This is a genomic window from Maribacter sp. LLG6340-A2, assembly GCF_045057105.1.
Taxonomy (GTDB): domain Bacteria; phylum Bacteroidota; class Bacteroidia; order Flavobacteriales; family Flavobacteriaceae; genus Maribacter.
Genome location: NZ_CP159332.1, coordinates 3,197,716 through 3,222,037, shown reverse-complemented (window position 1 = coordinate 3,222,037; position 24,322 = coordinate 3,197,716). Strand labels below are relative to the sequence as shown.

General features: G+C 36.8%; 22 protein-coding genes. 11 read left to right on the top strand and 11 right to left on the bottom strand.

From position 1 onward, the window contains the following. Positions 1–37: 37 nt before the first annotated feature. The 4 genes from ABVM52_RS13615 to ABVM52_RS13600 all read left to right on the top strand — a co-directional run bounded on the left by ABVM52_RS13615 (position 38) and on the right by ABVM52_RS13600 (position 7,019). Positions 38–1,432 (top strand): Gfo/Idh/MocA family oxidoreductase, encoded by a 1,395-nt coding sequence (locus ABVM52_RS13615; protein ID WP_405381398.1) that lies wholly within the window; start codon positions 38–40, stop codon positions 1,430–1,432. 115 nt (positions 1,433–1,547) lie between these two features. After that, positions 1,548–2,768, top strand: coding sequence for a sensor histidine kinase (locus tag ABVM52_RS13610; protein WP_405381396.1), 1,221 nt, complete (start codon positions 1,548–1,550; stop codon positions 2,766–2,768). A gap of 107 nt (positions 2,769–2,875) precedes the next feature. Continuing rightward, complete coding sequence (locus tag ABVM52_RS13605; protein ID WP_405381394.1) at positions 2,876–5,395, top strand: M14 family metallopeptidase; 2,520 nt, start codon at positions 2,876–2,878, stop codon at positions 5,393–5,395. Positions 5,396–5,426: 31 nt separating this feature from the next. After that, a complete protein-coding gene (locus tag ABVM52_RS13600) occupies positions 5,427–7,019 on the top strand; it encodes an amidohydrolase family protein (protein ID WP_405381392.1) in 1,593 nt (530 codons plus the stop codon). Here ABVM52_RS13600 and ABVM52_RS13595 read toward each other — a convergent pair. The 5 genes from ABVM52_RS13595 to ABVM52_RS13575 form a co-directional block, all read right to left on the bottom strand. Further along, a complete protein-coding gene (locus tag ABVM52_RS13595) occupies positions 7,016–7,162 on the bottom strand; it encodes a hypothetical protein (protein WP_405381390.1) in 147 nt (48 codons plus the stop codon). The two genes, ABVM52_RS13600 and ABVM52_RS13595, sit on opposite strands and share 4 nt — an antisense overlap. Positions 7,163–7,187: 25 nt before the next feature. Continuing rightward, positions 7,188–7,445, bottom strand: coding sequence for a hypothetical protein (locus ABVM52_RS13590; protein WP_405381389.1), 258 nt, complete (start codon positions 7,443–7,445; stop codon positions 7,188–7,190). A gap of 375 nt (positions 7,446–7,820) precedes the next feature. Next, complete coding sequence (locus ABVM52_RS13585; RefSeq protein WP_405381387.1) at positions 7,821–9,170, bottom strand: DEAD/DEAH box helicase; 1,350 nt, start codon at positions 9,168–9,170, stop codon at positions 7,821–7,823. A gap of 247 nt (positions 9,171–9,417) precedes the next feature. Next, on the bottom strand, positions 9,418–11,919 hold the full coding sequence (locus tag ABVM52_RS13580) for an ABC transporter permease (protein ID WP_405385134.1): 2,502 nt from the start codon (positions 11,917–11,919) through the stop codon (positions 9,418–9,420). Between the two features lie 47 nt (positions 11,920–11,966). After that, the gene (locus ABVM52_RS13575) at positions 11,967–12,656 is read right to left on the bottom strand and encodes an ABC transporter ATP-binding protein (RefSeq protein WP_405381385.1); all 690 of its coding nucleotides are present in this window, start codon (positions 12,654–12,656) and stop codon (positions 11,967–11,969) included. Between the two features lie 61 nt (positions 12,657–12,717). On the opposite strand from ABVM52_RS13575, the gene ABVM52_RS13570 reads away from it, so the two are divergent. Next, the gene (locus ABVM52_RS13570; RefSeq protein WP_405381383.1) at positions 12,718–13,461 is read left to right on the top strand and encodes an arylesterase; all 744 of its coding nucleotides are present in this window, start codon (positions 12,718–12,720) and stop codon (positions 13,459–13,461) included. On the opposite strand, the gene ABVM52_RS13565 is transcribed toward ABVM52_RS13570, so the two are convergent. The 3 genes from ABVM52_RS13565 to ABVM52_RS13555 form a co-directional block, all read right to left on the bottom strand. Then, positions 13,458–13,697: a hypothetical protein gene (locus ABVM52_RS13565; protein WP_405381381.1), complete on the bottom strand. Its 240-nt coding sequence runs from the start codon at positions 13,695–13,697 to the stop codon at positions 13,458–13,460. The genes ABVM52_RS13570 and ABVM52_RS13565 overlap by 4 nt on opposite strands. Positions 13,698–14,051: 354 nt before the next feature. Next, complete coding sequence (locus ABVM52_RS13560) at positions 14,052–14,288, bottom strand: hypothetical protein (protein ID WP_405381379.1); 237 nt, start codon at positions 14,286–14,288, stop codon at positions 14,052–14,054. A gap of 179 nt (positions 14,289–14,467) precedes the next feature. Continuing rightward, a complete protein-coding gene (locus ABVM52_RS13555) occupies positions 14,468–15,151 on the bottom strand; it encodes a peptidoglycan DD-metalloendopeptidase family protein (RefSeq protein ID WP_405381376.1) in 684 nt (227 codons plus the stop codon). 101 nt (positions 15,152–15,252) lie between these two features. Here ABVM52_RS13555 and msrA point away from each other — a divergent pair, with 101 nt between their 5' ends. The 4 genes from msrA to ABVM52_RS13535 all read left to right on the top strand — a co-directional run bounded on the left by msrA (position 15,253) and on the right by ABVM52_RS13535 (position 19,655). Beyond that, positions 15,253–15,960, top strand: a complete 708-nt coding sequence (gene msrA / locus ABVM52_RS13550) for a peptide-methionine (S)-S-oxide reductase MsrA (protein WP_405381374.1) — start codon at positions 15,253–15,255, stop codon at positions 15,958–15,960. Positions 15,961–16,035: 75 nt separating this feature from the next. Beyond that, on the top strand, positions 16,036–17,415 hold the full coding sequence (locus ABVM52_RS13545; RefSeq protein ID WP_405381372.1) for a DUF1080 domain-containing protein: 1,380 nt from the start codon (positions 16,036–16,038) through the stop codon (positions 17,413–17,415). Between the two features lie 3 nt (positions 17,416–17,418). Further along, complete coding sequence (locus ABVM52_RS13540; RefSeq protein WP_405381370.1) at positions 17,419–18,747, top strand: Gfo/Idh/MocA family oxidoreductase; 1,329 nt, start codon at positions 17,419–17,421, stop codon at positions 18,745–18,747. Positions 18,748–18,920: 173 nt separating this feature from the next. After that, on the top strand, positions 18,921–19,655 hold the full coding sequence (locus ABVM52_RS13535) for a sugar-binding protein (RefSeq protein WP_405381368.1): 735 nt from the start codon (positions 18,921–18,923) through the stop codon (positions 19,653–19,655). Here the strand turns inward: ABVM52_RS13535 and ABVM52_RS13530 are convergent, their stop codons facing one another. The 3 genes from ABVM52_RS13530 to ABVM52_RS13520 are packed head-to-tail and all read right to left on the bottom strand — an operon-like array spanning position 19,656 to position 22,174. Next, the gene (locus ABVM52_RS13530; RefSeq protein WP_405381366.1) at positions 19,656–21,086 is read right to left on the bottom strand and encodes a hypothetical protein; all 1,431 of its coding nucleotides are present in this window, start codon (positions 21,084–21,086) and stop codon (positions 19,656–19,658) included. It abuts the gene before it with no gap. Further along, positions 21,070–21,648: a hypothetical protein gene (locus ABVM52_RS13525; protein WP_405381364.1), complete on the bottom strand. Its 579-nt coding sequence runs from the start codon at positions 21,646–21,648 to the stop codon at positions 21,070–21,072. The genes ABVM52_RS13530 and ABVM52_RS13525 overlap by 17 nt, the downstream gene beginning before the upstream one ends. Beyond that, positions 21,632–22,174, bottom strand: a complete 543-nt coding sequence (locus tag ABVM52_RS13520) for an RNA polymerase sigma factor (protein ID WP_405381362.1) — start codon at positions 22,172–22,174, stop codon at positions 21,632–21,634. Before ABVM52_RS13520 ends, ABVM52_RS13525 begins: the two co-directional genes overlap by 17 nt. A 104-nt stretch (positions 22,175–22,278) precedes the next feature. Here ABVM52_RS13520 and ABVM52_RS13515 point away from each other — a divergent pair, with 104 nt between their 5' ends. Further along, positions 22,279–23,187, top strand: a complete 909-nt coding sequence (locus ABVM52_RS13515; RefSeq protein ID WP_405381360.1) for an aldose epimerase family protein — start codon at positions 22,279–22,281, stop codon at positions 23,185–23,187. Between the two features lie 130 nt (positions 23,188–23,317). Continuing rightward, positions 23,318–24,307 (top strand): methylmalonyl Co-A mutase-associated GTPase MeaB, encoded by a 990-nt coding sequence (meaB, locus tag ABVM52_RS13510; RefSeq protein ID WP_405381358.1) that lies wholly within the window; start codon positions 23,318–23,320, stop codon positions 24,305–24,307. Positions 24,308–24,322 lie beyond the last annotated feature (15 nt).

Sequence of the window (24,322 nt, the reverse complement as noted above, 5' to 3'; positions counted from 1 at the left end):
AACGGTATATTTAAGTAACAACTTAAAAAACCGAAAAATGAACAATACCAGACGAAAATTTATAACCTCTATAGGAATGCTTGCTGCAAGTTCAGCATTACCAATTTCTACTTTTGCTTTTAATAAAACTTCAAAATTAAAGGTTGCTTTGGTAGGCACCGGAATTAGGGGCACAACCTTTTGGGGTAAGCGTTTGGTAGATCAGTATGGAGAAATATTGGAGTTTGTAGGCTTATCCGATATTAACCCTAGCCGTTTGGAATATGCAATGAAATTCATTGGTGCGGATTGCCCACTCTTTACGGATTTTGAAAAAATGATAACACAGACCAAACCAGATTTGGTCATTGTTACCACAAAAGATTCAACACATCACGAATTTATCATAAAGGGGTTGCAAATGGGATGTGATGTACTCACGGAAAAACCTTTGACCACAGATGAGACCAAATGCCAGGAAATTATTAATGCCGAAAAGAAATCTGACAAAAAGTTAATTGTTGGTTTTAATTATAGATGGAGTCCATATGCCACTAAAATCAAGGAACTGATCAGCAATAAAGAAATTGGGGATTTAGTATCGGTAGATTTTCATTGGTATTTAAATACCTATCATGGAGCATCATATTTTAGAAGGTGGCATGGAGAGATGGAAAGCAGTGGTTCGTTATGGGTTCATAAATCTACGCATCATTTTGATTTATTAAACTGGTGGATAAATTCTGAACCCAATGAAGTATTTGCATACGGAGATTTGGAATTTTACGGAAAAAACGGGCCACAACGCGGTGCTAATTGTAGGTCGTGCGATCATAAGACTACATGTGAATTTTATTGGGACATCAATAAAGATGAATCCATGAAAAAACTCTATGCCGACCACGAGCATGAAGATGGTTATATAAGGGACAATTGTCTATTTAGAAAGGAGATAGACATCTATGATAAAATGTCTGCCCAGGTAAAATATGCGGACAATACCGTAGTAAATTATAGTTTAACAACCTATTCCCCATTTGAGGGTTGGCGTGTTTCCTTCAACGGCACTAAAGGAAGAATTGAGGCTTCTGAAGACATACCATATCACGCTGTCAGTACAGTAGACGAGGCTGAAAAACATGCTTTGGAAATGGCCCAGAACAATAAAGAAGAAGAAAATTTTGGTTCTATCATAGTCCATAAACTCTGGGAAAAGCATGATGTTGTAAAAGTACCTATAGAAAAAGGTGGTCATGGTGGCGGTGATAAACGATTACACGATAAAATTTTTGTAAATCCAGATACCACAGACCCATATGGAAGAACTGCCGGAATTCGTGACGGAGCTATGTCCGTACTCATAGGAATTGGGGCAAGAAGAAGCATAGAATCAAGAAAAGCAATAAAAATTAGTGATTTAACCGATCTAGAACCTAAAAAAATACGTTCTTGATTAAAATTTTATTGCATTAGGCTATAGTATCCTAAAATTTACTAGTATAATGTTAAAAACATAATTAGATTTACATTATATAATCAGGATAATTTATAGTACTTAAACCAAATTTATGCCCGGATTTACCATTGACCAAGAGCGTCTTCAGGATAAAACCAAATTATTTTTAAGGGTAAGTTATACCACAAGTATCATCTATTTGTTATTTGGGGTAATATGCTATTTTATTTTGCGTATTACCCAAATAATACCTTTTGTATTAGTAACCTTTGGATTGATCAACCTTATAAATCTTCAATATTTTAAGGTTCATAAAAAAATATTGCCCACCTTTAATTTTTCATCTATCATAGGTCTTATTTCAGCTTTTGTAGTTACTCTATATAGTGGCGGAATTCAAAGTCCGTTCATTTTTATGCTTCCCATAATTGGTTTTGGAGGCTTTGTAAATAGTAGTAAATACGGTAGAAATTATTTTAATTCTATCTACTTTTTAATTGGTTTACTTTTCACGCAATCTATTCCCAGCTTAAGTATTACGGAAAATGTGGTTCCAGAAGAATTCATGGCAACATTTAGTTTGCTATCGATATTAATTTCAGTATTTCTATTAGGGGACACCTTTGGAAAAAGTCTGCTAAAAACTTACAATGCGCTATATTCTTCCAAGAGAAACATGTTCGTCCAGGTAAATGAAAAAGAAAATTTATTAAAAGAAGTACATCATAGGGTAAAAAACAATTTACAGACCGTATCCAGTCTATTAAGCCTACAATCTAGAAATATTGAAAATGGTCCAATGAAAGGGCTATTAAAGGGTACTCAAAATAGGGTAATAGCAATGGCCATGGTACATGAAATGTTATATATGCGTAATGATATTAGCCATATAGCATACAAATCTTACGTACAGGAGTTGAGTGAGTATTTAATACGCTCCATAAAGGGTATTGAAAACCACATAACGTTACATATTGATATACCAAATATTAAACTTGGTATAGATACTGCCATACCCTTAGGATTATTGATCAATGAGGCATTGACCAACGCCTTAAAATATGGTATTGAAGGGGACGATGCTGGCGAAATACATATCAACCTACAAAAAGATGCATCTAAACCAAACTGTTACATTTTACAAATTGGCGATAATGGTAAAGGTTTCCCAGAAACGGTAAATCATAAAAACACCAAGTCACTGGGCTTAAAACTTATCCATAATCTTACACGACAATTAAGAGGTAGTATAGAAAGAGACCTTTCTAAAAAAGGAACAAACTACATAATACAATTCCAAGAAATAAGTCAAAGCTTACACCACAAAATTTAGTCATAAATAAATTTTACAATACGTTTAATTGAGAACAAGTAATTTAAGCCAGTAGGTTATAACGGTATATTTTCTATATTTAGGCAACTATCCAAAAAACCAACTACATGCTTAAAAAATTACTCCTTTTAGTACTACTAAATGGGTTTACTCTTAGTGCCCAAGACTATTTTGTTGAAAAATACAAACCCTTTAATTCAGAAATTCCCTCGCCTGAATCTTTTTTAGGCTATGGTATAGGTGAGCACCATACACGCCATGACCTCATAGTGGCGTACATGGAGAAACTTGCAGAACTATCCGATCGGGCAAGTATAGAGGAATATGGCAGAACCCACGAAGGTAGAAAATTGGTAATGCTCACTGTTACCAGTCCTGAAAACTTAAAAAACCTGTCTAACATACGCGAAGCCCATCTTGCCTTTACCGATCCAGAACAGCAAGCAACTAATTATAACGAGGTTCCTATTTTTATTAACCTTGCCTATAATGTACATGGTAATGAGCCCTCAAGTTCAGAAGCTGCTATGCTTACTGCATATACCATGGTCGCTTCTCAAAATCCTGAAGTCCTAAGATATTTAAACGATGCGGTCATGTTTATTGACCCTACCATAAATCCTGATGGGCGTGATAGGCATACCCAATGGGCAAACTCCTACCAAGGCAGTCCAGAAGTTGCCGATCCCCAAGACGCTGAACATAACGAAAATTGGCCAAGGGGTAGAACCAATCATTATTGGTTTGATTTGAATAGAGATTGGTTATTGGCAATTAACCCGGAAAGCAGGGGAAAGTTAAAATGGTATCATCAATGGTATCCTAACGTGGTTACGGACTTTCATGAAATGGGAACTCAAAGTACCTACTTTTTTGAACCAATGAAAACAAATGCTTCTTACGACCCCATAATGCCAAAAGAGAATTATGAAGATTTAAATACCCTTTTTGGAAATGAATTTGCAAAAAGTTTGGATAGTATAGGCTCCCTTTATTTTACAAAAGAAGTATTTGACGGTACCTACCCTGGATATGGTTCATCTTACCCAGATTTACAAGGTGGACTGGGACTGTTGTTTGAACAAGCCAGTTCAAGAGGTCATAAACAAACTACGGCCTTTGGTGAAATAACTTTTGCCTTTACCATCAGAAATCAATATGTATCTGGTATTACTACGGTAAAAACAGCCGTGGACAATAAAGGACTCATGCGTAAATATCAGCAGAAATTCTTTAAGAGTGCTCTAACCAATGCTGCAAAAAATAAAGTAAAGGGCTACCTCTTTGGTGATCCCTATGATCAAAACAGAACAAAAGCCTTTATTGATAAATTACTAATACATAATGTGGATGTTTACCGATCTAAGGACAGATATGTAGTACCCACCCAACAACCACAATACCGTATGGTGCAAACCATGTTTGAAACATATGAGAAATACAGGGATAGTGTGTATTATGATGCATCTGCATGGTCCGTTGCCAACTTTTACAATATGAAGTATAGTACGGTAAATAATTTAGACCTAGGTCAAAAAATCACAACCACAGAAGCATTGATCAACTTGGAACCAGTTAAAAAATCAAATTATGCCTATGTTATGGACTGGGATGATTATAATGCGCCAGCAGCCTTATATGATTTACAACAAAAGGGTATTGTAGCCTCTTCATCGGCAAAACCGTTTTCTATTAAAGTGAACAATGCAAATAAATTATTCAATTACGGTTCAGTTTTGATTCCGGTTAGTCTTCAAAAAACAGATGTTGCATCTACCTATCAAATGATTTCAAAAGTCCAGAAGAGATACAATGTTCCAATATATGCCATAAACACTGGCCTAAGTGATAACGGTATTGATCTAGGTAGTGGAAATATATCACCTATTAAAAAACCTAAGGCCGTTATGCTAATTGGTAATGGAGTTAGGTCATATGAAGCAGGTGAAGTTTGGCATTTATTGGATACCCGCGTTCACATGCCAATCACAAAAGTTCCTATACATAATTTTAACAGGATCAATTTGGACAAGTATACCTCTTTAGTGATGGTATCAGGACAATACAGTTTAAATAAAAATCAGATAGAAAAAATTAAGAGCTGGCTACAAAAAGGCAACACTTTAGTGACTATAGGTACTGCAAGTAAATGGGTGATAGAGAAAAAATTGGTAGAAGAGAAACTCATTACCAAAGAAAAAGATTCTACCCAAACTGTAGAAAGAAAACCGTATGTAGACGCTCGTGAAAATATTGGGAAGGAAAGCATTGGCGGAGTCATCTTGAAAGTTGATTTGGATATAACACACCCCCTATCCTATGGATATAGAGACCAGCAACTACCGGTTTATAAAAACAATTCTGTATGGTTGGCACCTAGCAAAAACCCTTATGCCACCGTTGCCAAATATGCCAAAGACCCACATATTGATGGTTTTATCACAGAAAAAAACATGACCGACAATATTATGAACTCTGCATCTCTTATTGTTAGTAAAGTAGGTAAAGGTAGAGTGGTCCTTTTTGCCGATAATCCAAATTTTAGAGGTTCTTGGTATGCTACAAATAGGTTGTTCTTGAATGCACTTTTTCTTGGAGACAAAATCAACATTCCCGCGCAAGACTAATATCATATTGTAAGAATTTTAAAATTGAATTATGAAAAAATTTCTAGGTTATATTGTTCTAGCGTTTACCATTACTTTTACCACGGACATTGCCGCACAAACTTTAGAAGGAGACGGACCACATCAGCAATTGATTATAAGAGGGGTAACGCTAATAAATGGTAACGGAGCCCCACCGCAGGGTCCTGCTGATATTGTCGTGGAGAATAACGTTATCAAGGATGTAAAAGTTGTTGGGTATCCTGGTGTAGCTATTAGTCAAAGCAAAAGGCCTGTATTACGACCTAGCGGAAAAGAATTGGACTGCACAGGAATGTACCTTTTACCAGGTTTTATAGATATGCACACCCATATAGGTGGCGATGCCCAGGGGGCAGACCCAGATTATGTTTTTAAATTATGGATGGCACACGGAGTAACGACTGTGCGGGAAGTAGCAGGACGAGGTATAGATATTGCGCTGGATTTGAAACGTAAGAGTGAAAGAAATGAAATAATTGCACCACGTATCATCTCCTATACCGCATTTGGTCAAACCAGCAAATCTTTTAATCCATTGAACGATACACCTATTTCCACACCAGAACAGGCACGGGAATGGGTTCGTGCCAATGCCAAAAAAGGAGCGGACGGCATTAAATTTTTTGGGGCCGAACCAGCTATTATGGCCGCTGCTTTGGACGAAAACAAAAAGTTAGGATTAGGGTCTGCCTGTCATCATGCCCAGATGAGCGTTGCCAGATGGAACGTTCTCCATTCCGCAAGAGCAGGTCTGACCTCTATGGAGCATTGGTATGGTTTGCCAGAAGCTTTATTTGCGGACCGTACCGTACAGGATTTTCCATTGGATTATAATTATCAAAACGAGCAGGACAGGTTTGAAAATGCAGGCAAATTATGGAAACAGGCTGCAAAACCATATTCTGAGCACTGGAACAATGTAATGAACGAACTTTTGGAGTTGGATTTCACCATAGACCCAACATTTAATATATACGAAGCTAGCAGAGATTTACAACGGGCTAGGCGTGCAGAATGGCACGAAGACTATACCTTACCTTCTCTTTGGGAATTTTACCAGCCAAGTAAAATATCGCATGGGTCATATTGGCATAACTGGGGAACCGAGCAAGAAGTAGCATGGAAACAGAATTACAAACTTTGGATGACCTTTATCAATGAATATAAAAACCGAGGTGGCCGGGTTACGACCGGTTCAGATTCCGGATTCATTTTTCAACTATATGGTTTTGCGTATGTTCGTGAACTTGAATTATTGCGTGAAGCAGGATTTCATCCATTGGAAATTATACAATCTGCTACTTTAAACGGTGCAGAAGCTCTTGGTATGGATGATAAACTGGGATCGGTAAGTATAGGAAAATTGGCCGACTTCGTAATAGTGGAAGAAAATCCACTAGAAAACTTTAAAGTATTATACGGCACAGGCGCTATAAAGCTTACCGATGATAATGAGGTGGTTCGTATTGGTGGTGTAAAGTACACGGTAAAAGACGGTATCATCTACGATGCCAAAGCATTATTGGCAGATGTAAAAAAACAAGTAGATGAAGCCAAGGCAAATAGTAATTATAAACTTAAACAGCCTGGTATTAAGAATTAAAACTTCTTCTTGTCTACAGGTACTTTAATCTCTTGTAGTTTAGTGCGCTTTTTTGAATTAAAGACAATAGCGGCAAAAACAAATAACATTGGTATTAAAATCGTAAGTATAATCATAATTCTAATATTTAAAAGGTGCTTCATTGCACCTTTTTTAATATGGCAAAGACTATGCCAATTTACCGTAATTTTTCTTTGTAATAAAAGCTAATTCCCTATTGACCCTAGAATTTTTATATCTGTACAAACGTGCTATTGAAGTTTCGTTAGAAACTGTAACTTTCTTCTTAAGGTCAGAATCACTAATGCTACTAACCATAACAATACCCATTTCAAGAGTGTCAACTTTATCATTTTGTGGTGTATTTTGAGCCAGTGCAACCCCACCGGCAAAAACTATAATTAATAAGGTAAAAAGTGCTTTCATATCTATTCTAAATACAATGTAAAGATACTTTCAGGTGTTAAAATAAGTCGGCTGACCTCGCTGAAGTGCTATAATTTTCGCCTATTGCACCAAACATTGATGAATAGACAAAAAGCATCGACGAACGGTTTTTAGGTCAAAAACCACATACCGAAACAGGATGCATTTCATCGATGATTTTAATAAAAGGAAGAATTAATATAGCCGGAATGCCATTAGTGAAAACCTAATATTGGCACACGGATATTAAACCTAAATTAATAAAGAAGATGTTCAGCTAAGCAGTACAAACTATTCTCATTAGCGCATGAAAGCGTAGATAATACCAATTAGAATAGGCAATGGTAAACGAAAAAATGTTGAAGGTTATAAGGGCTATCTCTTTTTGCGTTTATTATAATTTTTATCGCCCCTAGTCTTGGGTTTAGAATATTTCTTTTTTATAATACGTTTGTACGACCCACCTTGGTTCTGCTTCTTGTTTTTATCGGATTTTTCATGATAGCTAGCTCCACGTTCCTCTTCATTAATATTTAAAGGATTTTCACGTTCCCTATGCTTAGGTTGTTCATCATAGGTAAGCTTAGTGGCTAAGACTACATCATCGGGTAAATCTTTTTCCTGTATTTTTTTTCCCATTAACCCCTCTATTGCCTCTTTATATTCCAATTCTGCCGGAGTATACAATAACATGGAAGTACCAACCTTCTCTGCCCTACCCGTTCTACCGATGCGGTGCATGTAATTTTCAGGAAATACAGGGGTATCAAAATTGATAACATGAGAAATATCTTGAAGGTCCAAGCCCCTGGCCATAACATCTGTAGTTACCAGTATACGGTTCTTGCCTTCATCAAACTGGTTAATGGAACGCAATCTATAGTTCTGGGTTTTATTGGAGTGAATGATACAAATCTCTTCACTAAAAAATTCCGACATTTCCTTGAAAAGCAAATCTGCACTTCGCTTACTGGATACAAAGACCAACACCTTATGAAATTCTGCTTCTTGCTGTAATAAATGAACAAGGAGGTTTACTTTGGTATAAAAATTAGGTACGGCAAAACCAATTTGGGTAATATTATCCAATGGTGTACCGCTAACGGCAATAGATATTTTTTTTACCCCCTTGAAAAAGTCAGAAATAAAAACATCTATATCATCTGTCATGGTGGCAGAAAACATAATGTTCTGTCGTCGTTGTGGCAATAGTTCAAAAATATTTACCAACTGAAATCTAAAACCAAGGTCCAGCATTACATCTACCTCATCAATGACAAGTTTTTTTACTTGTTTAAGTTGTACCGCCTTAGTTAAAATCAAATCATACAAACGTGCCGGGGTAGCAACTAAAATATCCGTTCCTAGTGCCAACGCCTCTTTTTGGCGCAACATACTTTTACCCCCAAATACCCCTAATACCCGTATACCGGCGTATTTGGCCAATTTTTCCGTTTCTTCCACCACTTGCACTACCAGCTCTCTTGTAGGCACCAAAATCACCACTTTAGGATGAATTTCCTTAGAAAAAGACAAGGTATTTAAAATAGGGAGCAAATAGGCAAAAGTTTTACCTGTACCTGTTTGCGCTATACCTACCACATCAATACCGCTCATTACAACAGAAAAGGCTTGTTCCTGAATAGGCGTAGTTTGCACCAAACCTAAATCTTCCAAGGCTTTTTCTAGATTTCTGGAAATCTTTAAATCGGTAAACAGGGACATAATTGTGACTTTTAGTTTAAAAATGCAAAGCTATGTGGATTAGTTGACAAATCATGATAAATGAGATAATTATAGGTTATATCATTAAAAACCGAGACATCAGCCAAAACAACTTATACTGCGATTTATTAAAAATAATGTCAAGACAACTAGATAGCAAGCATATTGAAATCTAAATGGATAGAAATTCAAACCATATTATACAAGTAAAGATTTTACTTTTCCCTATTATTCAAGTAATATACTACTAAGTCCCCTCCTTACGTAATACTTCTAACGGCGGGCTATTTAAAATACCTCTACTGTTATACCATCCTATAAATAATACCAACATAGTAATAGCCGGCATAACAATAAGAAACGGTACCCAAGATGGAACAAATGGTGTATCAAATACAAAATAGGCCAGTAAAAAACTACTGAATAAGGAAAGTGCCACACCTACCCCACTACCCAATACCCCTAAAAACAAATATTCCAAGGCATTTATTTTTAGTATCTGTTTACTTTGAGCCCCTAATGTCCGTAACAAAACACTTTCACGTATGCGCTGGTACTTACTATTACGTACAGAACCTATTAAAACAATTACCCCTGTAAGAATGCTAAAAAATGCCATAAACGTTATGACCCAAGCAATCTTGTCCAAGATATTTTCAATGAGCGTTACCACTTGCCTTAAATCGATTATGGAAACATTTGGAAACTTCCTAACCAGCTCACGTTGTAGATTTGCAGATGATTTTTTATTGGGTGCATTGGTCGTGAGTACATGAAACTGCGGTGCATTTTCCAGTACACCTTTAGGAAATACAATGGAAAAATTAAGTTGCATTCGTGCCCAGTCTACCTGTCTAATATTACCTACTACGGTAGTCATTAATTTACCCTGAACATTAAAAAGTAAAGTATCGCCAAGGGAAACAAGAGCATCTTTCGCTACATTATCTGCCAAGGAAATAGGAATTACTTGGGCGTTTGGATCTACACGCTCAAGCCATTCTCCTTTAATTAATTTTTCCGACCCTATCATAGAATCCCTATAAGTGGTCCTAAACTCGTGACTTAATATCCATTTATTCACCCGGGTTGTAGTATCCAACCTAATATCATTTACGGATCGGTCTTTAATACGTTCTAAACGCATGGTAACAATTGGAATGTTATCTATAACGGGTAATCCTTTTGGTGTTATGGTATTGGCAACCGCTTCTCGCTGACCGGACTGCACATCAAAAAGTATTAAATTAGGGCTCTCCTCATTCGTCTCAAAAGCGGTTTTCCCCAATAAAAAATCTTTTGTAAAATACAGGGTGCTTATTAAAAAAGTACCGATACCTATGGCTAAGATTAGTACAATTGTTTGGTTATTTGGTCGGTACAGGTTCAATAAACTTTGCCGCGCAGCAAAACTCCATGAGCTTGGAAAGTATTTTTTTATCAGCCTCATGAAACCTATTGCTACGAGCGCTAGTATGGAGAAAGTAACTAATATACCAACCACAAAACTGGCGGCGAACGTCCACCTGCCTAACAACCAATAGGCAAACAGAAATATAAATAGAACAATAGCTATCATTACCCATATTTGATATGGGCGTGATTTCTTATTGGTATTCTCTTGCACCCGTAATACCTGTAACGGTGAAACAAACCATGTGTTGATCAATGGGGATAAAGCAAATAACACGGACATGATCACCCCTAACAAAAGTCCCACAAAAATAGCTTGAAAAGAGGTAGCTATTTCCACTTGAAAGGGTAAGAACTCCTGTAATATTAAAGGAAATGTTTGCTGTAAAAGTAATCCAATCACCGTTCCTATAAGGCCACCCAAAAGTCCCATACCCGCAATCTGCAACAGGTAAATTAAAAACGTTTGTTTACGGGTGGCACCTAAACATTTAAGTACGGCAACCGCCCTTAATTTTTCCTTTATATAAATATGTACTGAACTTGCAATACCAACACAACCCAATAAAAGTGCTATAAATGCGACTAAATTTAAGAATCGGGCAACATTGTCATAACGTCTACCTAAACGTGCACTGGTATCTGTATGTGTATCCATATCGGCGTTTTCGGCATCCAATAAGGGGTCCACATTTTTATCCAACAGTTTTAAATCCACTGCCGGATCTTTAAAATAATAATTATATTCTAACCTACTTCCCCGTTGTAAAAGGCCGCTCTGTTCCATATAGCGATATGGTACAATAATAGGTGGTGCGGCTGTTGCCCCAATTGCAGTACTACCGGGCGCACTAAGCAAGGATCCAACTATTGGAAAAGTAATGTTGCCCAATTTTACACTATCACCGGGCTTAAGGTTATATTGTAACATGGCGGTAGCATCTACCAAAGCCCCACCTATTTCCTGATAGGAATTTGCTGCACTTGCGGGGGCTGTTTCTAACTCACCATAAAATGGAAATTTGCCCTCAATACCACGAACCTGCACCAATTTAGTATTTCCGTTTTTCAAAAAAGCGGCCATAGAAGCAAAATTGACTTCCTTAGCATCTACACCTCCAAGAGAATCCATTATTGCAACCACCCTTTCATTTGCCGGTTGGTTACTATCTATTAAAAAATCGGCACCCATTAAGGCTTTGGATTGTAGGCCAATATTCTCTTTAAGATTATTACTGAACGATTGTATAGAAACCACAGCGGATATTCCCAAGATAATGGAGGCCATGAACAACAATAATCTTTTGCCGCTGGCCTTACCGTCTCGCCATGCCATTTTCAACAACCAGTTAAAGCTTGCCTGTGAAGTACGTTTAATAGTGTTCAAGATAATGCTGTGGTTTCGTTGATAACTATTTTACCACCTTTTAAGCGTAGCACGTGCTCATTTAATTTTGCCAGATCAAGGTCATGGGTTACAATAACTAGGGTAGTTCCCATTTCCTTATTAAGATCAAACAATAATTTAATTACCTTTTTACCGGTTTCTTCATCCAGATTCCCCGTTGGTTCATCTGCGAACAATATTTTTGGCTTGGTACTAAAGGCACGTGCCAGTGCTACACGTTGTTGCTCCCCGCCGGATAATTGAGATGGATAGTGATCATATCTATTGCTCAAGCCCACTTTATCTAACAGTGCCCTTGCATCGTTAAACGCATTTTCAGCACCTTGTAGCTCTAAAGGAACACTAACATTCTCAAGCGCCGTTAATGTGGGCAACAATTGAAAATCCTGAAAAATAAAACCTACCTTTTCATTTCTCAACAGGGCACGTTGGTCTTCGTTCAATCCATTTAAATCTTCCCCGCATAAGGTTATCCTTCCCTCATCTATTTGATCTAACCCTGCGCAAAGTCCTAAAAGTGTTGTTTTACCACTCCCCGATGGACCTACAATAGCAAAGCTTGAACCTGCATCTATGGAGAATGAAATATCATCTAGCACCGTTAATTTCTTTGATCCACTGGTGTAGACCTTCTTTAGGTTATGAACGTTTAATATCTTTGTCATAAATCATTTTCTACAAGTGAACAAAATAAGCAAATGATTTGGATATTAATTAGATAAGGCTATGCTGAAAGTATTAAAGTTTCGTTATTTTTTATGTGCTTTGCTTATTTTAGGTTGCAAGGAGAATGTTGAAAAAAAACAGAGTGAACCTGTTGAAAGTGTTTCTAAAATAACGGAGAAGGAAACATCGCCCAAGGATGAAAAAGTAATTTTATTCTATGGTAACAGTCTTACCGCAGCGTATGGATTGGATACTGAAGAAGGCTTTCCCCATAGAATTCAACAACGTTTAGATTCGTTAGGTCTACACTATAAGGTTATTAATTCTGGATTAAGTGGAGAAACTACTTCAGGAGGTTTAAATAGATTGGATTGGGTACTAAACCAGCCTGTTGATATTTTTGTATTGGAACTTGGTGCCAATGATGGTCTTAGGGGTATACCCATTACGGAATCAATGAATAATTTACAGACCATGATCAGTATGGTCAAAGATAGAAATCCGGAAACGAGGATCATACTTGCCGGTATGCAAATACCTCCTAATATGGGTGCCGATTATGCTACACAATTTAAGCAAATGTACCCTGCCTTGGCAGAATCCAATGATATCCCTCTAATTCCCTTTCTATTGGAAGGTGTTGCAGGTATACCCGAATTAAATTTGGAAGATGGTATACACCCAACTGCAGAAGGTCAAAAGATTGTGGCCAATAATGTTTGGAAAATTTTAGAACCTTTAATAAAAACAGATTCAGAAAATTTAACAACCTCTCCAAAAGATAAATCAGTAATAGCAAATTAAGCCATCATTGTTCTTTTTGAAATTGGTTTAAAAGCTAAAGCTCTTTTGACTCTTGCATTCTTGACTTTAAAAAACCTTGCAGCTGTTTGGGAACGCTTGGGTAATCTATCAGGCAAAGGTATGGTCTGCGCCATTGGCAAAATAATAACCTGTACTTTTTTAACTGAAGGATTTTCCTGTGCTTGGGACGATGTTCCCAAACAGATAACAAGGAATATAAATAATAGGGCACGCATAAGTAGGTAAATTTGGTTTGTAGATAACTACCCCTAGCCAATTTTACGTACTTGCAATTCGATAAAAAGCGTGTTTTTTACGATGAAATGACAGCTTTTCGATGTATTACCATTTTTTGTAGTCCTTATTCCTACAAAACAATTTACCGATAATCGATAAAACCGTACCGTTCGTCTTAACTGTAACTAAATTCCTACATTGATAAACGCTTTTAAAAAAGTTATCCTACAAAAGGATTACTTATAATGTTGAAGTTGTTCTTAATGGGCTTTAAAAATGCAAACGTACTTAAAACGATTACCTAAATAGTACACCCATTTCTTTTAGTGCCCCCTCTTAATCAATTACGTTTATTAAGCCATTTTAGCTTTATTCGCTTTAGTTATAAAGTTTAATGCTCTTTTAACTTTAGCGTTCTTTGTTTTGTATAAGCGTACTATTTTAGTGCTGTCCTTAGCATGTACACCCTTTGTTGTTTTAGTAGTTTTGATAGTTGTAATTGGCGCTACCTTAATATCCATACTTTTATCCTGAGCTTGAGCAGTAATACCTATGAAGATGATAAAGATGATGGATGCGATAGTTTTCATGACCTGTTTTGTTACACTTATATAACGCTACATAGCTTGTGTTAACTAATTGTCAATCGCCCAAAAACACATTTTCTCGTTACTTTACAAAAACATGGATAAAGTACCATAAAGACCAGATTAACTGTAAAGCTCAGGTTTTCACCCTATCGGTAAAACAGACCGTTTATCGATTAATACTAATACAGTTTTAATAAAAAATTTGGATCAGGACAGTTCAATTTATAATGCATTAGTTGATCTTTGGAACAAACCCCGGGGTAGTCTCCATAAAACCCTTCCATATCATAAATGATCTGAAAATGTAAATGCGGGGCATAGTTCACATTAATATCGGGTGCCCCCAAAGCTCCCAATATATCTCCCGCCTTAAAGTCTTTTCCTTCTACCAAACCTTTTAATGAGTTTAAAGATAAATGACCGTAAAGGGTATAAAACGTTAGATTTTGGATTGAGTGTTTTAAAATAATTGTAGGACCATAATCCCCAGGAATATTATTAAATTTAAAGCTATGTATGGTACCATCTATTGGGGTTACAACCTTGGTTTGTTCATTGCACCAAAAATCAATTCCTAAATGTATATTCCGTAAAGGGGAATTTATGGAGGTAAAACTTGCTTTATCATTATAAAGATTACGTTCTTCTAAGTAACCGCCATACCCTATTAAACCTTTTTTACGATCAAGTACCTCATCTATATAATTTTGGCAAATGAATGGGTCGGTTATATCCACTTCACTTAAATCCGTATTATTTTTTGATAAATCAAGGGGAACATACTTATCAACCCCAATGCTGTTATCCAATATAGGAATAGCCCTTTCAGATGCGGATTTTAAAACTTCAATTAGTGAATTCATTCATCAAAAATAATTGATCTTGTATTCTTCTTAACATTTTTTAACCCAATACCACGTAAGGTCTTTGTAAATTACCTACAAATTGTTAAAAGAAAATTGTTATGAAATTATTTCAACTAGCGCTATTGATAGGTGCTACTTTATTAGCTACCAGCTGCCAATCCAAAGCCAAAAAAGAAGTACCAACTAAAAATTCGGATGCCACTGGTATTGCACTTGATGAAACAAAGCAATTAGAAAAGCTTACTCCTCAACAATTAAAAAACTATGAAACGGCATATTTTGCAAGTGGCTGTTTTTGGTGTGTAGAAGCCATTTTTGAAAGTGTTAAAGGAGTAAAGGAGGTGATCTCAGGATACGCGGGCGGAACCCAAAAAAATCCTACTTATGAGCAAGTGGGCTATGGCAAAACAGACCATGCAGAAGCGGTTAAGGTTTATTATGATCCAAAGGAAATTTCGTTTACACAATTGGTACAGGTCTTTTTTGGTTCTCATGACCCTACCCAATTAAACAGACAAGGTCCGGATCGTGGTAGGCAATACCGTTCAATAGCTTTTTATAAAACCGAGAAAGAAAAAGAAATTATAGAAAACTATATGAAGGCTCTTACGGACCAAAAGGTGTATGGCAACGACCCCATTACTACCGAGGTCACCAAACACACAACATTCTATAAAGCAGAAGATTATCATCAGGATTATGAAAAGAACAATCCAAATAATTCATATATACGTAATGTATCCGTTCCCAGATTAAATCGTTTTAAAGAAAATTTTGGAGATTATTTAAAGGCCGATGCCCACTAAAATACTCCTGAAAAATTACTATATTCAAGCGCCCTATTTAGGGCGCTTTTTTATAATTTAAATTTACCAAAACCAATGAAATCAAAAATTAAGTATTTGCTATGTACCGTAGCCTTAACAGGACTATTGCATAGCTGTCAACAAGAACCAAAAGATGACATCCCATGGGTTAATCTTTTTGATGGAGAAACTTTGAACGGATGGACACAATTAGGTGGCGAAGCCACCTATACCGTAAAAGACAATGCCATTGTAGGAACCACCGTACATAATACGCCAAACTCATTTATGACGACTGATAAAATGTATGGGGATTTCATTTTGGAACTGGACTATAAGGTAGACCCAAGTATGAATTCCGGTATACAGATTAGAAGTAACAGTTTACCACATTATATGGACGGTCGTGTACATGGCTATCAAATAGAAATAGATCCATCAGAAAGGGCATGGAGTGCCGGCATCTATGATGAGGCCAGACGCGGTTGGCTAAACCCCATGACCGAAAATCCTACGGCTCAAAAAGCATTTAAACAAAATGATTGGAACCATTATAGAATTGAAGCCATAGGAGACACCATAAAAACATGGATCAATGATGTACCTGCAGCACATTTAATAGATGACAAGACAGCAGAAGGTTTTATTGCCTTACAAGTACATAGTATTTCAAATGATCAAAAAGAAGGAACGGATATAATTTGGAAAAATATAAAGATATTGAAAGACAGTCTTTCCAAATATTCTAGACAAACACCAATACAGCCCATCATTACCAAAAATGCCCTAGGTGTAGATGAGGCCAAAAAAGGTTGGAAAATGCTTTGGGACGGAAAAACAACAAACGGTTGGCGTGGTGCTAAATTAGACGAATTCCCAACTTTTGGATGGGAAATTGAGGATGGCATATTAACCGTATTATCTTCTGGAGGAGAAGAATCTGCCGCCGCCGGTGATATTGTTACCAAAGAACTGTATGGAGATTTTGAACTTAAAGTAGATTTTAGAATTACCGAAGGTGCCAACAGTGGTATTAAGTATTATGTTAATACAGATACCAATAAAGGTGAAGGTTCTTCTATTGGTCTAGAATACCAAATTTTGGATGATGCAAGACATCCAGACGCTAAATTAGGTAGAATGGAAGGTATACGTACCGTCTCCTCGTTGTATGACCTTATAAAAGCAGACCCTGCCAAACCAATGAATCCGCCAGGGGAATGGAACACGGCACACATCAAGTCTAAAGACAACCATGTAGAGCATTGGCTAAATGGCAAAAAAGTACTTGAGTATGAACGTAAGAGTCCAGAATTTCGCAAACTTGTTTCTGAAAGCAAGTATGCTAAATGGACCAATTTTGGTGAAGCTGAAAAAGGACATATTCTATTGCAAGAACATGGGGATCGGGTTTCATTTAAAAATATCAAGATAAAACCAATTGAAAAGGAATAGAAGATGACGACAAGAAGAAATTTTATTAAAAAGACAACTGCAGGTTCAGCTGCCGTTACATTAGGTAGTTTAGTATTCCCAACAACTTCATATGCAAATATTCTAGGGGCCAATGACCATATTAACTGTGCTATTATAGGAGTTCGTAGTAGGGCCAAGGCACATATTATGGCCATAAACAAAGACAAGAATGCCAAAATCATATATTCTTGTGATGTAGACGATGTCATTCTTAAAGAGCATAACGAATGGTGCCAAGAAACCATAGGATACATTCCTAAAGTTGAAAAAGATTTTAGAAAGGTATTGGAAGATAAAGATGTTGACGCCGTATTTATAGCCACACCGGAACATTGGCATGCCCCCATGGCAATTTTGGCATTGCAAGCGGGCAAACATGTATATGTTGAAAAACCATGTAGTCACAACCCACATGAAAATGACCTTTTGGTAGCCGCCCATAAAAAGTATGGTAAGAAAGTACAAATGGGCAATCAACAACGTTCTGCAAAAACCTCGATCAGCGCCATCAAGGATATTAAAGAAGGTGTTATAGGTGATGCTTATAAAGGAGAAGCCTACTATTCAAACAACCGTGGTTCTATAGGTATTGGCAAGGAAATAGATGTTCCTTCAACATTAAATTGGGATTTATGGCAAGGCCCAGCACCTAGACAAGCCTATAGAAATAATGTTCACCCTTATAATTGGCATTGGTTCCGTACTTATGGAACAGGGGAAATACACAATAATGGAACCCATGAGATAGATATTTGTAGGTGGGCACTTGGGGTTGACCTCCCCAACAGTGTTACTTCCTTTGGAGGAAAGTACACGTTTCAAGATGATTGGGAGTTTGTGGACAACCAACAGGTTACCTATACCTTTGACAATGATAAATTCCTAACTTGGACAGGGCATAGTAGAGGTATAATGAAACCGGAAAGACCAGGACGTGGCAGTACTATATACGGTTCTAAAGGTACCATTATGCTAGACCGTAATTTTTACCGTCTTTTTGATTTAGATGGTAATTTAATTAAGGAGGAGTTAGAAGGCGGTACTAGTTTAACCACGAATACAAGAGGAGAAGGTGTGTTGGATGTAAACCATATCTCTAATTTCTTTGCCGGTATACGAGAGGATAAAAGTCTAAATTCCGATATTAGAGATGCAAGTATTTCTACAATGTTATGCCATTTAGGTAACATGGCCCAAGATGCCGGCGAAACCATAAAGGTAGATGCCAAAACCGGTAAAGTGACCAATAATGATAAAATTATGGAATCTTGGAAACGTACCTATGAAAATGGCTGGGAGCCAAAGTTGTAAAAACTTTTAGCTACACGTATAAAACAAACAATACAGCAACCCGTAACATCTATTCTGATGTTACGGGTTGTTTTAGTTTTATTAATAATTGACTTCTTGTACAAATACGCACTTAAAGTCTTACTTCTCAATAAAATACTATCTTTGAACTATAGATTTCAAACCTATACGTTATGAAATGGACTATCATTTTGATTGTCTTGGTATCTCTTTTCTCTTGTAGTGATATCGAAAAAAAGAAAGATACCCACATTACCACAGTTACCTATATAGAAGATACTCCTAACTTAGATGGGAGACCTATTGAAAATTTTTGGAATACGCTAGAGTGGTATCCTATAGATCAAAATTGGATCGGCGGCCCTTTTGAGCATAATGACTTTAATGGCAAATACAGAATGGCCTGGAAAGAAGAAGGCTTGTATCTATTATTGGAAATAGTAGATGATTCCATATACAAACAAGCTAAAGACCCGCTAAAACTTTGGTGGAACGATGACTCCGTACTAGTATATGTAGATCAAGATAATTCTGGAGGGCTACACCGCTTTAACAGTAACGCATTTACCTACCATGTGGCTCTAGACGGAAATGTAGTTGACCTTGCCGAAGATAAAGAGGCCCATTTTTTTAATGATCATATCATTTCTGCCCATAAGACAGAAGGTAATAAAACGTACTGGGAACTATTTGTTAAAGTATATCCAGACACATATGTTACCGGTTCAAATGTTCAACCTGTGGTTTTAAAAAAAGGAGATAAAATAGGTTTTGCGCTAGCCTATGGAGATAATGACGAAAGTGAAAAACGGGAAAATTTAATTGGATCGGTCTTTATTCCCGGAGAGGATAAAAATCAAGGTTGGATCAATGCAAATTCATTTGGAACATTGATTCTGGAGAAGTAACTATTCAACCACAATTTCACTGTAATCTGCAGTTATCATTATTGAACGTCCACTATTATTCTTTAAATGATAACCTTTATTTATAGTTGTTGACCCATTATTGCTTTTATTTAAACTTAACTCTTTTGGCTTACTCAAGGTAGAGCTATTCCCCTTTATATAAATATCACTGGCCACTTGGGGAAGTGCCAAGCTTAACTCCGCATTTTTAAGACTGATGTCCAATTCTGTAAAATCAGGGTCAAGTTCTAAAATATGAACGGCTCCAAAATTGTTTTTTATAAGGGCACTTTTCAAGAGTTTTTCTATAGTGACATCAGAAGAAACGGTTTCTAATTGTAATTGAGCCACCTGTGCCAAAAATATCTGCTCAGAATAGGATGTACTCAATTGTCCATGGGTCCATTGCCTTACGGTTACAGGAGAATAGGAAGCACGGACATTGGTCTCCTCACCATCAATACGTTCTGCCCAAAGACTTGAATGCGAGAGTTTCGCATTCAAATTTTTGGTATTTGCGGCCAATTTAACCTCTCCATGGCGTACATCCATTTTAATCCGGGTAGATTTTGGCAAACTTATTTTTATGGTCTTTTTAATTTTATAATTTTTAGGACCTTCATTCCTGTTCAAATAAAATATACTAGGTGCGCTTCTTAGACTATCTCTACGCACAAAGAACCTATTTCTTATAGAATCTCTTTTTACCATCTGCTTGGCCCGGGCCGCTTCCCGTTCCTTTAGTCGTTCCTCCATCTCAACGGCACGTTCTTCCATTCTTTTAATACGCTGTTCATTTCGCTCTTCAATGCGCTGTTCCATCTCTTCTGCACGTTCTTCCATTTTTTCTGCCCATTCTTCCAATTGCTTTTGGTGCTCCTTATCAAAACTTTTTTCAAATTTCTTCTGCCATTCTTTCATATATTTTTCCCCATCTTTCTCAAAAGCCTCATGGTCAAAAATAAAAGCATCTGTTTGGGGTAATGGCGGCATCTCCGGAAAAGGGGCAACTTGCGGCATGTTCATAACAAAAGAGGCAACTTCCGGTATTTCTATATGCATATCGTTGTGGTCAAACTCAAACTCGGTACCTTCTAAAGCAAAAAACCTATTGTTTTTAGATTTGGAAGTAATAGAAATGGCCTTGCTGTTTCCTAATATTTCTATAGGGTTTGCATTAAAATAATCTTGGGCCTCTTCCTCAGTAGCACCTTCAAGCGTTATGGTTGCGGTGATGGAAACTTCATCCTTTCCCCACGTTTCAAACTCAATATCGGCATAGCTGGTATTGATTTCCAAAACCGCATCTTCAGATACATTATAACGTTCTTCATACGTCTTACTTTCCTTTTGGGCAAAAAGACCCAATGGCATTAATAGTCCTAACACAATGATGAGTTGTGCGGAAACAGTTTTACATGATCTGTTCATTTTTTGATTGTTTTAATTGGTTTAACTTCTTTTTAAGTTTCTTTAATAATTGCAAGCGTAATTGTAGGTTCTCAATAAGAGCTGAAATGGTTTGGTCATTTGGTCCCAATTCCTTTAATTCTGTATTGAGGTTTTTATATTCATTATTTAAATTGTTCAATTGTTCCATATAACTATCGATCAATTCTTCGTTGTCCTTGGATATTTCAAGTTTAGATAGTTCAATATTTATATTGGCCAAATAATAGCTTTCCACTTTTTTAAGATCTGGGGATAAATCACCAAATGTAAAGTCCTGATCAGGCTGCTTTCCATTAGTATTAGTATCCGTAGTTACTACGGCAGGTTGCGATAATCCTGAATTCTTAAAGGTATACCCTAGCCCAATACTTAATAACACTACAATAGTTGCCGCTACGAACAACCAAGTCTTAGTGCTCTTTTGCTCAGTGGGCATTTTGCTTTCCAATTTTTTTAAAAAACGCGATTCATGCCCCGTTTTCATGGTATAGCGTTCTTCTTCCGTATAATCCTTGAACATTTTCCTAAGATCCTGTTTCATATCTATTTGTTTTTAATACTTCTTTTAATATTGCTTTTCCCCTCAACAACCTGGTTCTACATGCGGTTTCGGAAATATCCAAGACCTGCGAGATTTCCTGATGGTCATATCCTTCAATTAAATACATTAAAACCACACATCTATAAGTAGCCTGTAAATCATCTATAGCCTTTTTAATTTGATCCATGGTAATGGTAGCCGCAATGTCCCAATTATCATCTTCCTTAACGTGCATATATTTCTCATCCAAAGAGACCAAATGCTCTTTTTTTGCCTTAAGAAAATCAATACATTTATTTATGACGATCCGTTTTAACCAAGCTCCAAAAGTTACATCGCCCTTGAACTGATGTATTTTTTGAAAAGCTTTGATAAAGGCTTCCTGCAAAACATCCTCTGCATCATCGGCATCCTTAACAAAACGCATGGCAACGATATACATTCCTTCACAATATTTCCTATACAGTTGCAACTGTGCAGACCTATCGTTTGCTTTGCATTTCTCTACAACATTGCTTTGAAACATTGGTTAAAAAGATTGGTTTTAGGTTGTTGTTATATTAAAGACGATAGAAAAAAAAGGATGTTGCAAAAATCTTTATTTTTACATCTTATTTTTAAAATTTCCCTTTGAAACAAGTTACGATTTCCAATAGGTTTATGACACTTATGGTGCTAGATTATGGCGCTACCATTCAAAAATTGCTGGTAAAAGGTAAGAACGGGGAATTTACGAATGTGGTTGCCGGTTTTAACCATCCCAGTAGGTACCGTTTGGACGAAAATGTACTGGGAGCAAGCGTGGGCAGATATGCCGGACGAATATCCAAAGGCGGATTTGATTTGGATAGGGAAAAGTTTTTTCTGTATCAAGAAGATTGGGTTCATCTACATGGTGGCAAAGAAGGTTTTCATCAAAAATTTTGGACCATTGATGAAGTCAATACTACAGATAATCCGTTCGTTAAACTATCCTATTTTAGCAAACATTTAGAGGAGGGCTATCCTGGAAATTTAACCGTTAGCGTAACCTATAGGCTTATGGATAATGCCTTACAGATTATTTATGAAGGTACTACGGACAGAAGTACGGTTATCAACCTTACCAATCATTCCTATTTTAAATTAGATAAGGACCCGTTCATAGATGAATGCGAACTACAATTAAATTGCCCCTACAGATTAGAAACTAAAAAAAACCTATTGCCAACAGGAAATTTAATACCCGTTAGAAAAACGGAATATGATTTCTTGCTGCCTAAAAAAATTGGGCTCCAACGTTTCGATACGGTATTCATTAAAGATTTAGGTAATGAAAAGGTTGCCGAACTACGCTCAAAAACATCGGGTATTCATATGAGGGTCTATACCAACCAGCCAGCAGTAGTGGTTTATACACCTACAGATTTTCCGGGAATTTGTTTTGAAACACAAAATTATCCTGATGCCCCCAATCAACCGGACTTCCCCAAAAGTATTTTAAGACCTGGAGATATTTACAATAACATTTCTATTTTTAAATTTGATTTGCAGGGCTAAAAAAGTAAAATTTTACTAGTACTTTGAAACCGTAATCATTATAGAAGGTGCTAAATTTGGTCTAGGATGTATAATTTTATAATTCAACATCCACTACGTCTGCTTTAGCCAAAGGGTAAAAATTATTTCCATGAATCTAGCCAATCTTACCACAGCCAAAATCATTAAAGGCATTTTAGAAAATGACGTAGCATTGGTAAGCAAGGCAATTACGTTGATAGAAAGTACCAATACAGCACACCGTATAATGGCCAACGAAATTATACAGGCTTGTATTTCAAAGAACTATGAGACCTTAAGAATAGGTATTACGGGAGTTCCAGGAGTAGGTAAAAGTACTTTTATTGAACAATTTGGCAACCATCTTACGGAAAAGGGCAAAAAAGTAGCCGTACTGACCGTTGATCCCTCTAGCAGTAGAACAAAAGGGAGCATTTTAGGTGATAAAACGCGAATGACGGAATTGGCAAAAAACCCAAACGCCTACATACGGCCATCTGCCTCTGGCACCTCATTAGGAGGCGTGGCACGTAAAACTAGGGAAAGTATCATGGTATTGGAAGCCGCAGGTTATAATACCATTATCATTGAAACCATTGGCGTAGGACAAAGTGAAACCGCCGTTCATAGTATGGTAGATTTCTTTTTGTTGTTGAAGATTGCCGGTGCCGGCGATGAACTGCAAGGCATTAAACGGGGCATTATGGAAATGGCAGATTTGATCGTCATTAATAAGGCTGATGGTAATAATATCAAGAATGCAGAATTGTCAAAAATTGAATTCACTAGAGCTTTACATATGTTCCCCCCAAAGGAAAATGGCTGGTCTGCAGAAGTCTTAACCTGTTCAGCATTGGAAAACAAAGGACTTAAAGAAATTTGGCAGGTCATCTCAACATATTGTAGTTTGATGAAAGAAAATGGGTTCTTTGTCAAAAACAGGCAAAATCAGAATGAACAGTGGCTCCTACAATATTTGGAGCAAGAATTATTGACGGCATTCCACAATCATGAAATAACCAAGGACCTACTTCCCAAACTAAAAGAAGAAGTAATTAACGGTAGCATCTCCCCTTTTGCCGCTGCAGAAAAATTATTGAAGTTATTAAAGATCCCATAAGCATATTGTAACTGT

What these genes read in the sequence shown, in the direction of transcription:
- ABVM52_RS13570 (WP_405381383.1), top strand. Translation starts at nt 12,718, where the DNA reads ATGCTGAAAGTATTAAAGTTTCGTTATTTTTTATGTGCTTTGCTTATT.
- ABVM52_RS13565 (WP_405381381.1), bottom strand. Translation starts at nt 13,697, where the DNA reads ATGCGTGCCCTATTATTTATATTCCTTGTTATCTGTTTGGGAACATCG.
- ABVM52_RS13560 (WP_405381379.1), bottom strand. Translation starts at nt 14,288, where the DNA reads ATGAAAACTATCGCATCCATCATCTTTATCATCTTCATAGGTATTACT.
- ABVM52_RS13580 (WP_405385134.1), bottom strand. Translation starts at nt 11,919, where the DNA reads ATGGCATGGCGAGACGGTAAGGCCAGCGGCAAAAGATTATTGTTGTTC.
- ABVM52_RS13595 (WP_405381390.1), bottom strand. Translation starts at nt 7,162, where the DNA reads ATGAAGCACCTTTTAAATATTAGAATTATGATTATACTTACGATTTTA.
- ABVM52_RS13555 (WP_405381376.1), bottom strand. Translation starts at nt 15,151, where the DNA reads ATGAATTCACTAATTGAAGTTTTAAAATCCGCATCTGAAAGGGCTATT.
- ABVM52_RS13530 (WP_405381366.1), bottom strand. Translation starts at nt 21,086, where the DNA reads ATGAACAGATCATGTAAAACTGTTTCCGCACAACTCATCATTGTGTTA.
- ABVM52_RS13575 (WP_405381385.1), bottom strand. Translation starts at nt 12,656, where the DNA reads ATGACAAAGATATTAAACGTTCATAACCTAAAGAAGGTCTACACCAGT.
- msrA (WP_405381374.1), top strand. Translation starts at nt 15,253, where the DNA reads ATGAAATTATTTCAACTAGCGCTATTGATAGGTGCTACTTTATTAGCT.
- ABVM52_RS13535 (WP_405381368.1), top strand. Translation starts at nt 18,921, where the DNA reads ATGAAATGGACTATCATTTTGATTGTCTTGGTATCTCTTTTCTCTTGT.
- ABVM52_RS13590 (WP_405381389.1), bottom strand. Translation starts at nt 7,445, where the DNA reads ATGAAAGCACTTTTTACCTTATTAATTATAGTTTTTGCCGGTGGGGTT.
- ABVM52_RS13520 (WP_405381362.1), bottom strand. Translation starts at nt 22,174, where the DNA reads ATGTTTCAAAGCAATGTTGTAGAGAAATGCAAAGCAAACGATAGGTCT.
- ABVM52_RS13545 (WP_405381372.1), top strand. Translation starts at nt 16,036, where the DNA reads ATGAAATCAAAAATTAAGTATTTGCTATGTACCGTAGCCTTAACAGGA.
- ABVM52_RS13585 (WP_405381387.1), bottom strand. Translation starts at nt 9,170, where the DNA reads ATGTCCCTGTTTACCGATTTAAAGATTTCCAGAAATCTAGAAAAAGCC.
- meaB (WP_405381358.1), top strand. Translation starts at nt 23,318, where the DNA reads ATGAATCTAGCCAATCTTACCACAGCCAAAATCATTAAAGGCATTTTA.
- ABVM52_RS13605 (WP_405381394.1), top strand. Translation starts at nt 2,876, where the DNA reads ATGCTTAAAAAATTACTCCTTTTAGTACTACTAAATGGGTTTACTCTT.
- ABVM52_RS13540 (WP_405381370.1), top strand. Translation starts at nt 17,419, where the DNA reads ATGACGACAAGAAGAAATTTTATTAAAAAGACAACTGCAGGTTCAGCT.
- ABVM52_RS13600 (WP_405381392.1), top strand. Translation starts at nt 5,427, where the DNA reads ATGAAAAAATTTCTAGGTTATATTGTTCTAGCGTTTACCATTACTTTT.
- ABVM52_RS13615 (WP_405381398.1), top strand. Translation starts at nt 38, where the DNA reads ATGAACAATACCAGACGAAAATTTATAACCTCTATAGGAATGCTTGCT.
- ABVM52_RS13610 (WP_405381396.1), top strand. Translation starts at nt 1,548, where the DNA reads ATGCCCGGATTTACCATTGACCAAGAGCGTCTTCAGGATAAAACCAAA.
- ABVM52_RS13525 (WP_405381364.1), bottom strand. Translation starts at nt 21,648, where the DNA reads ATGAAACAGGATCTTAGGAAAATGTTCAAGGATTATACGGAAGAAGAA.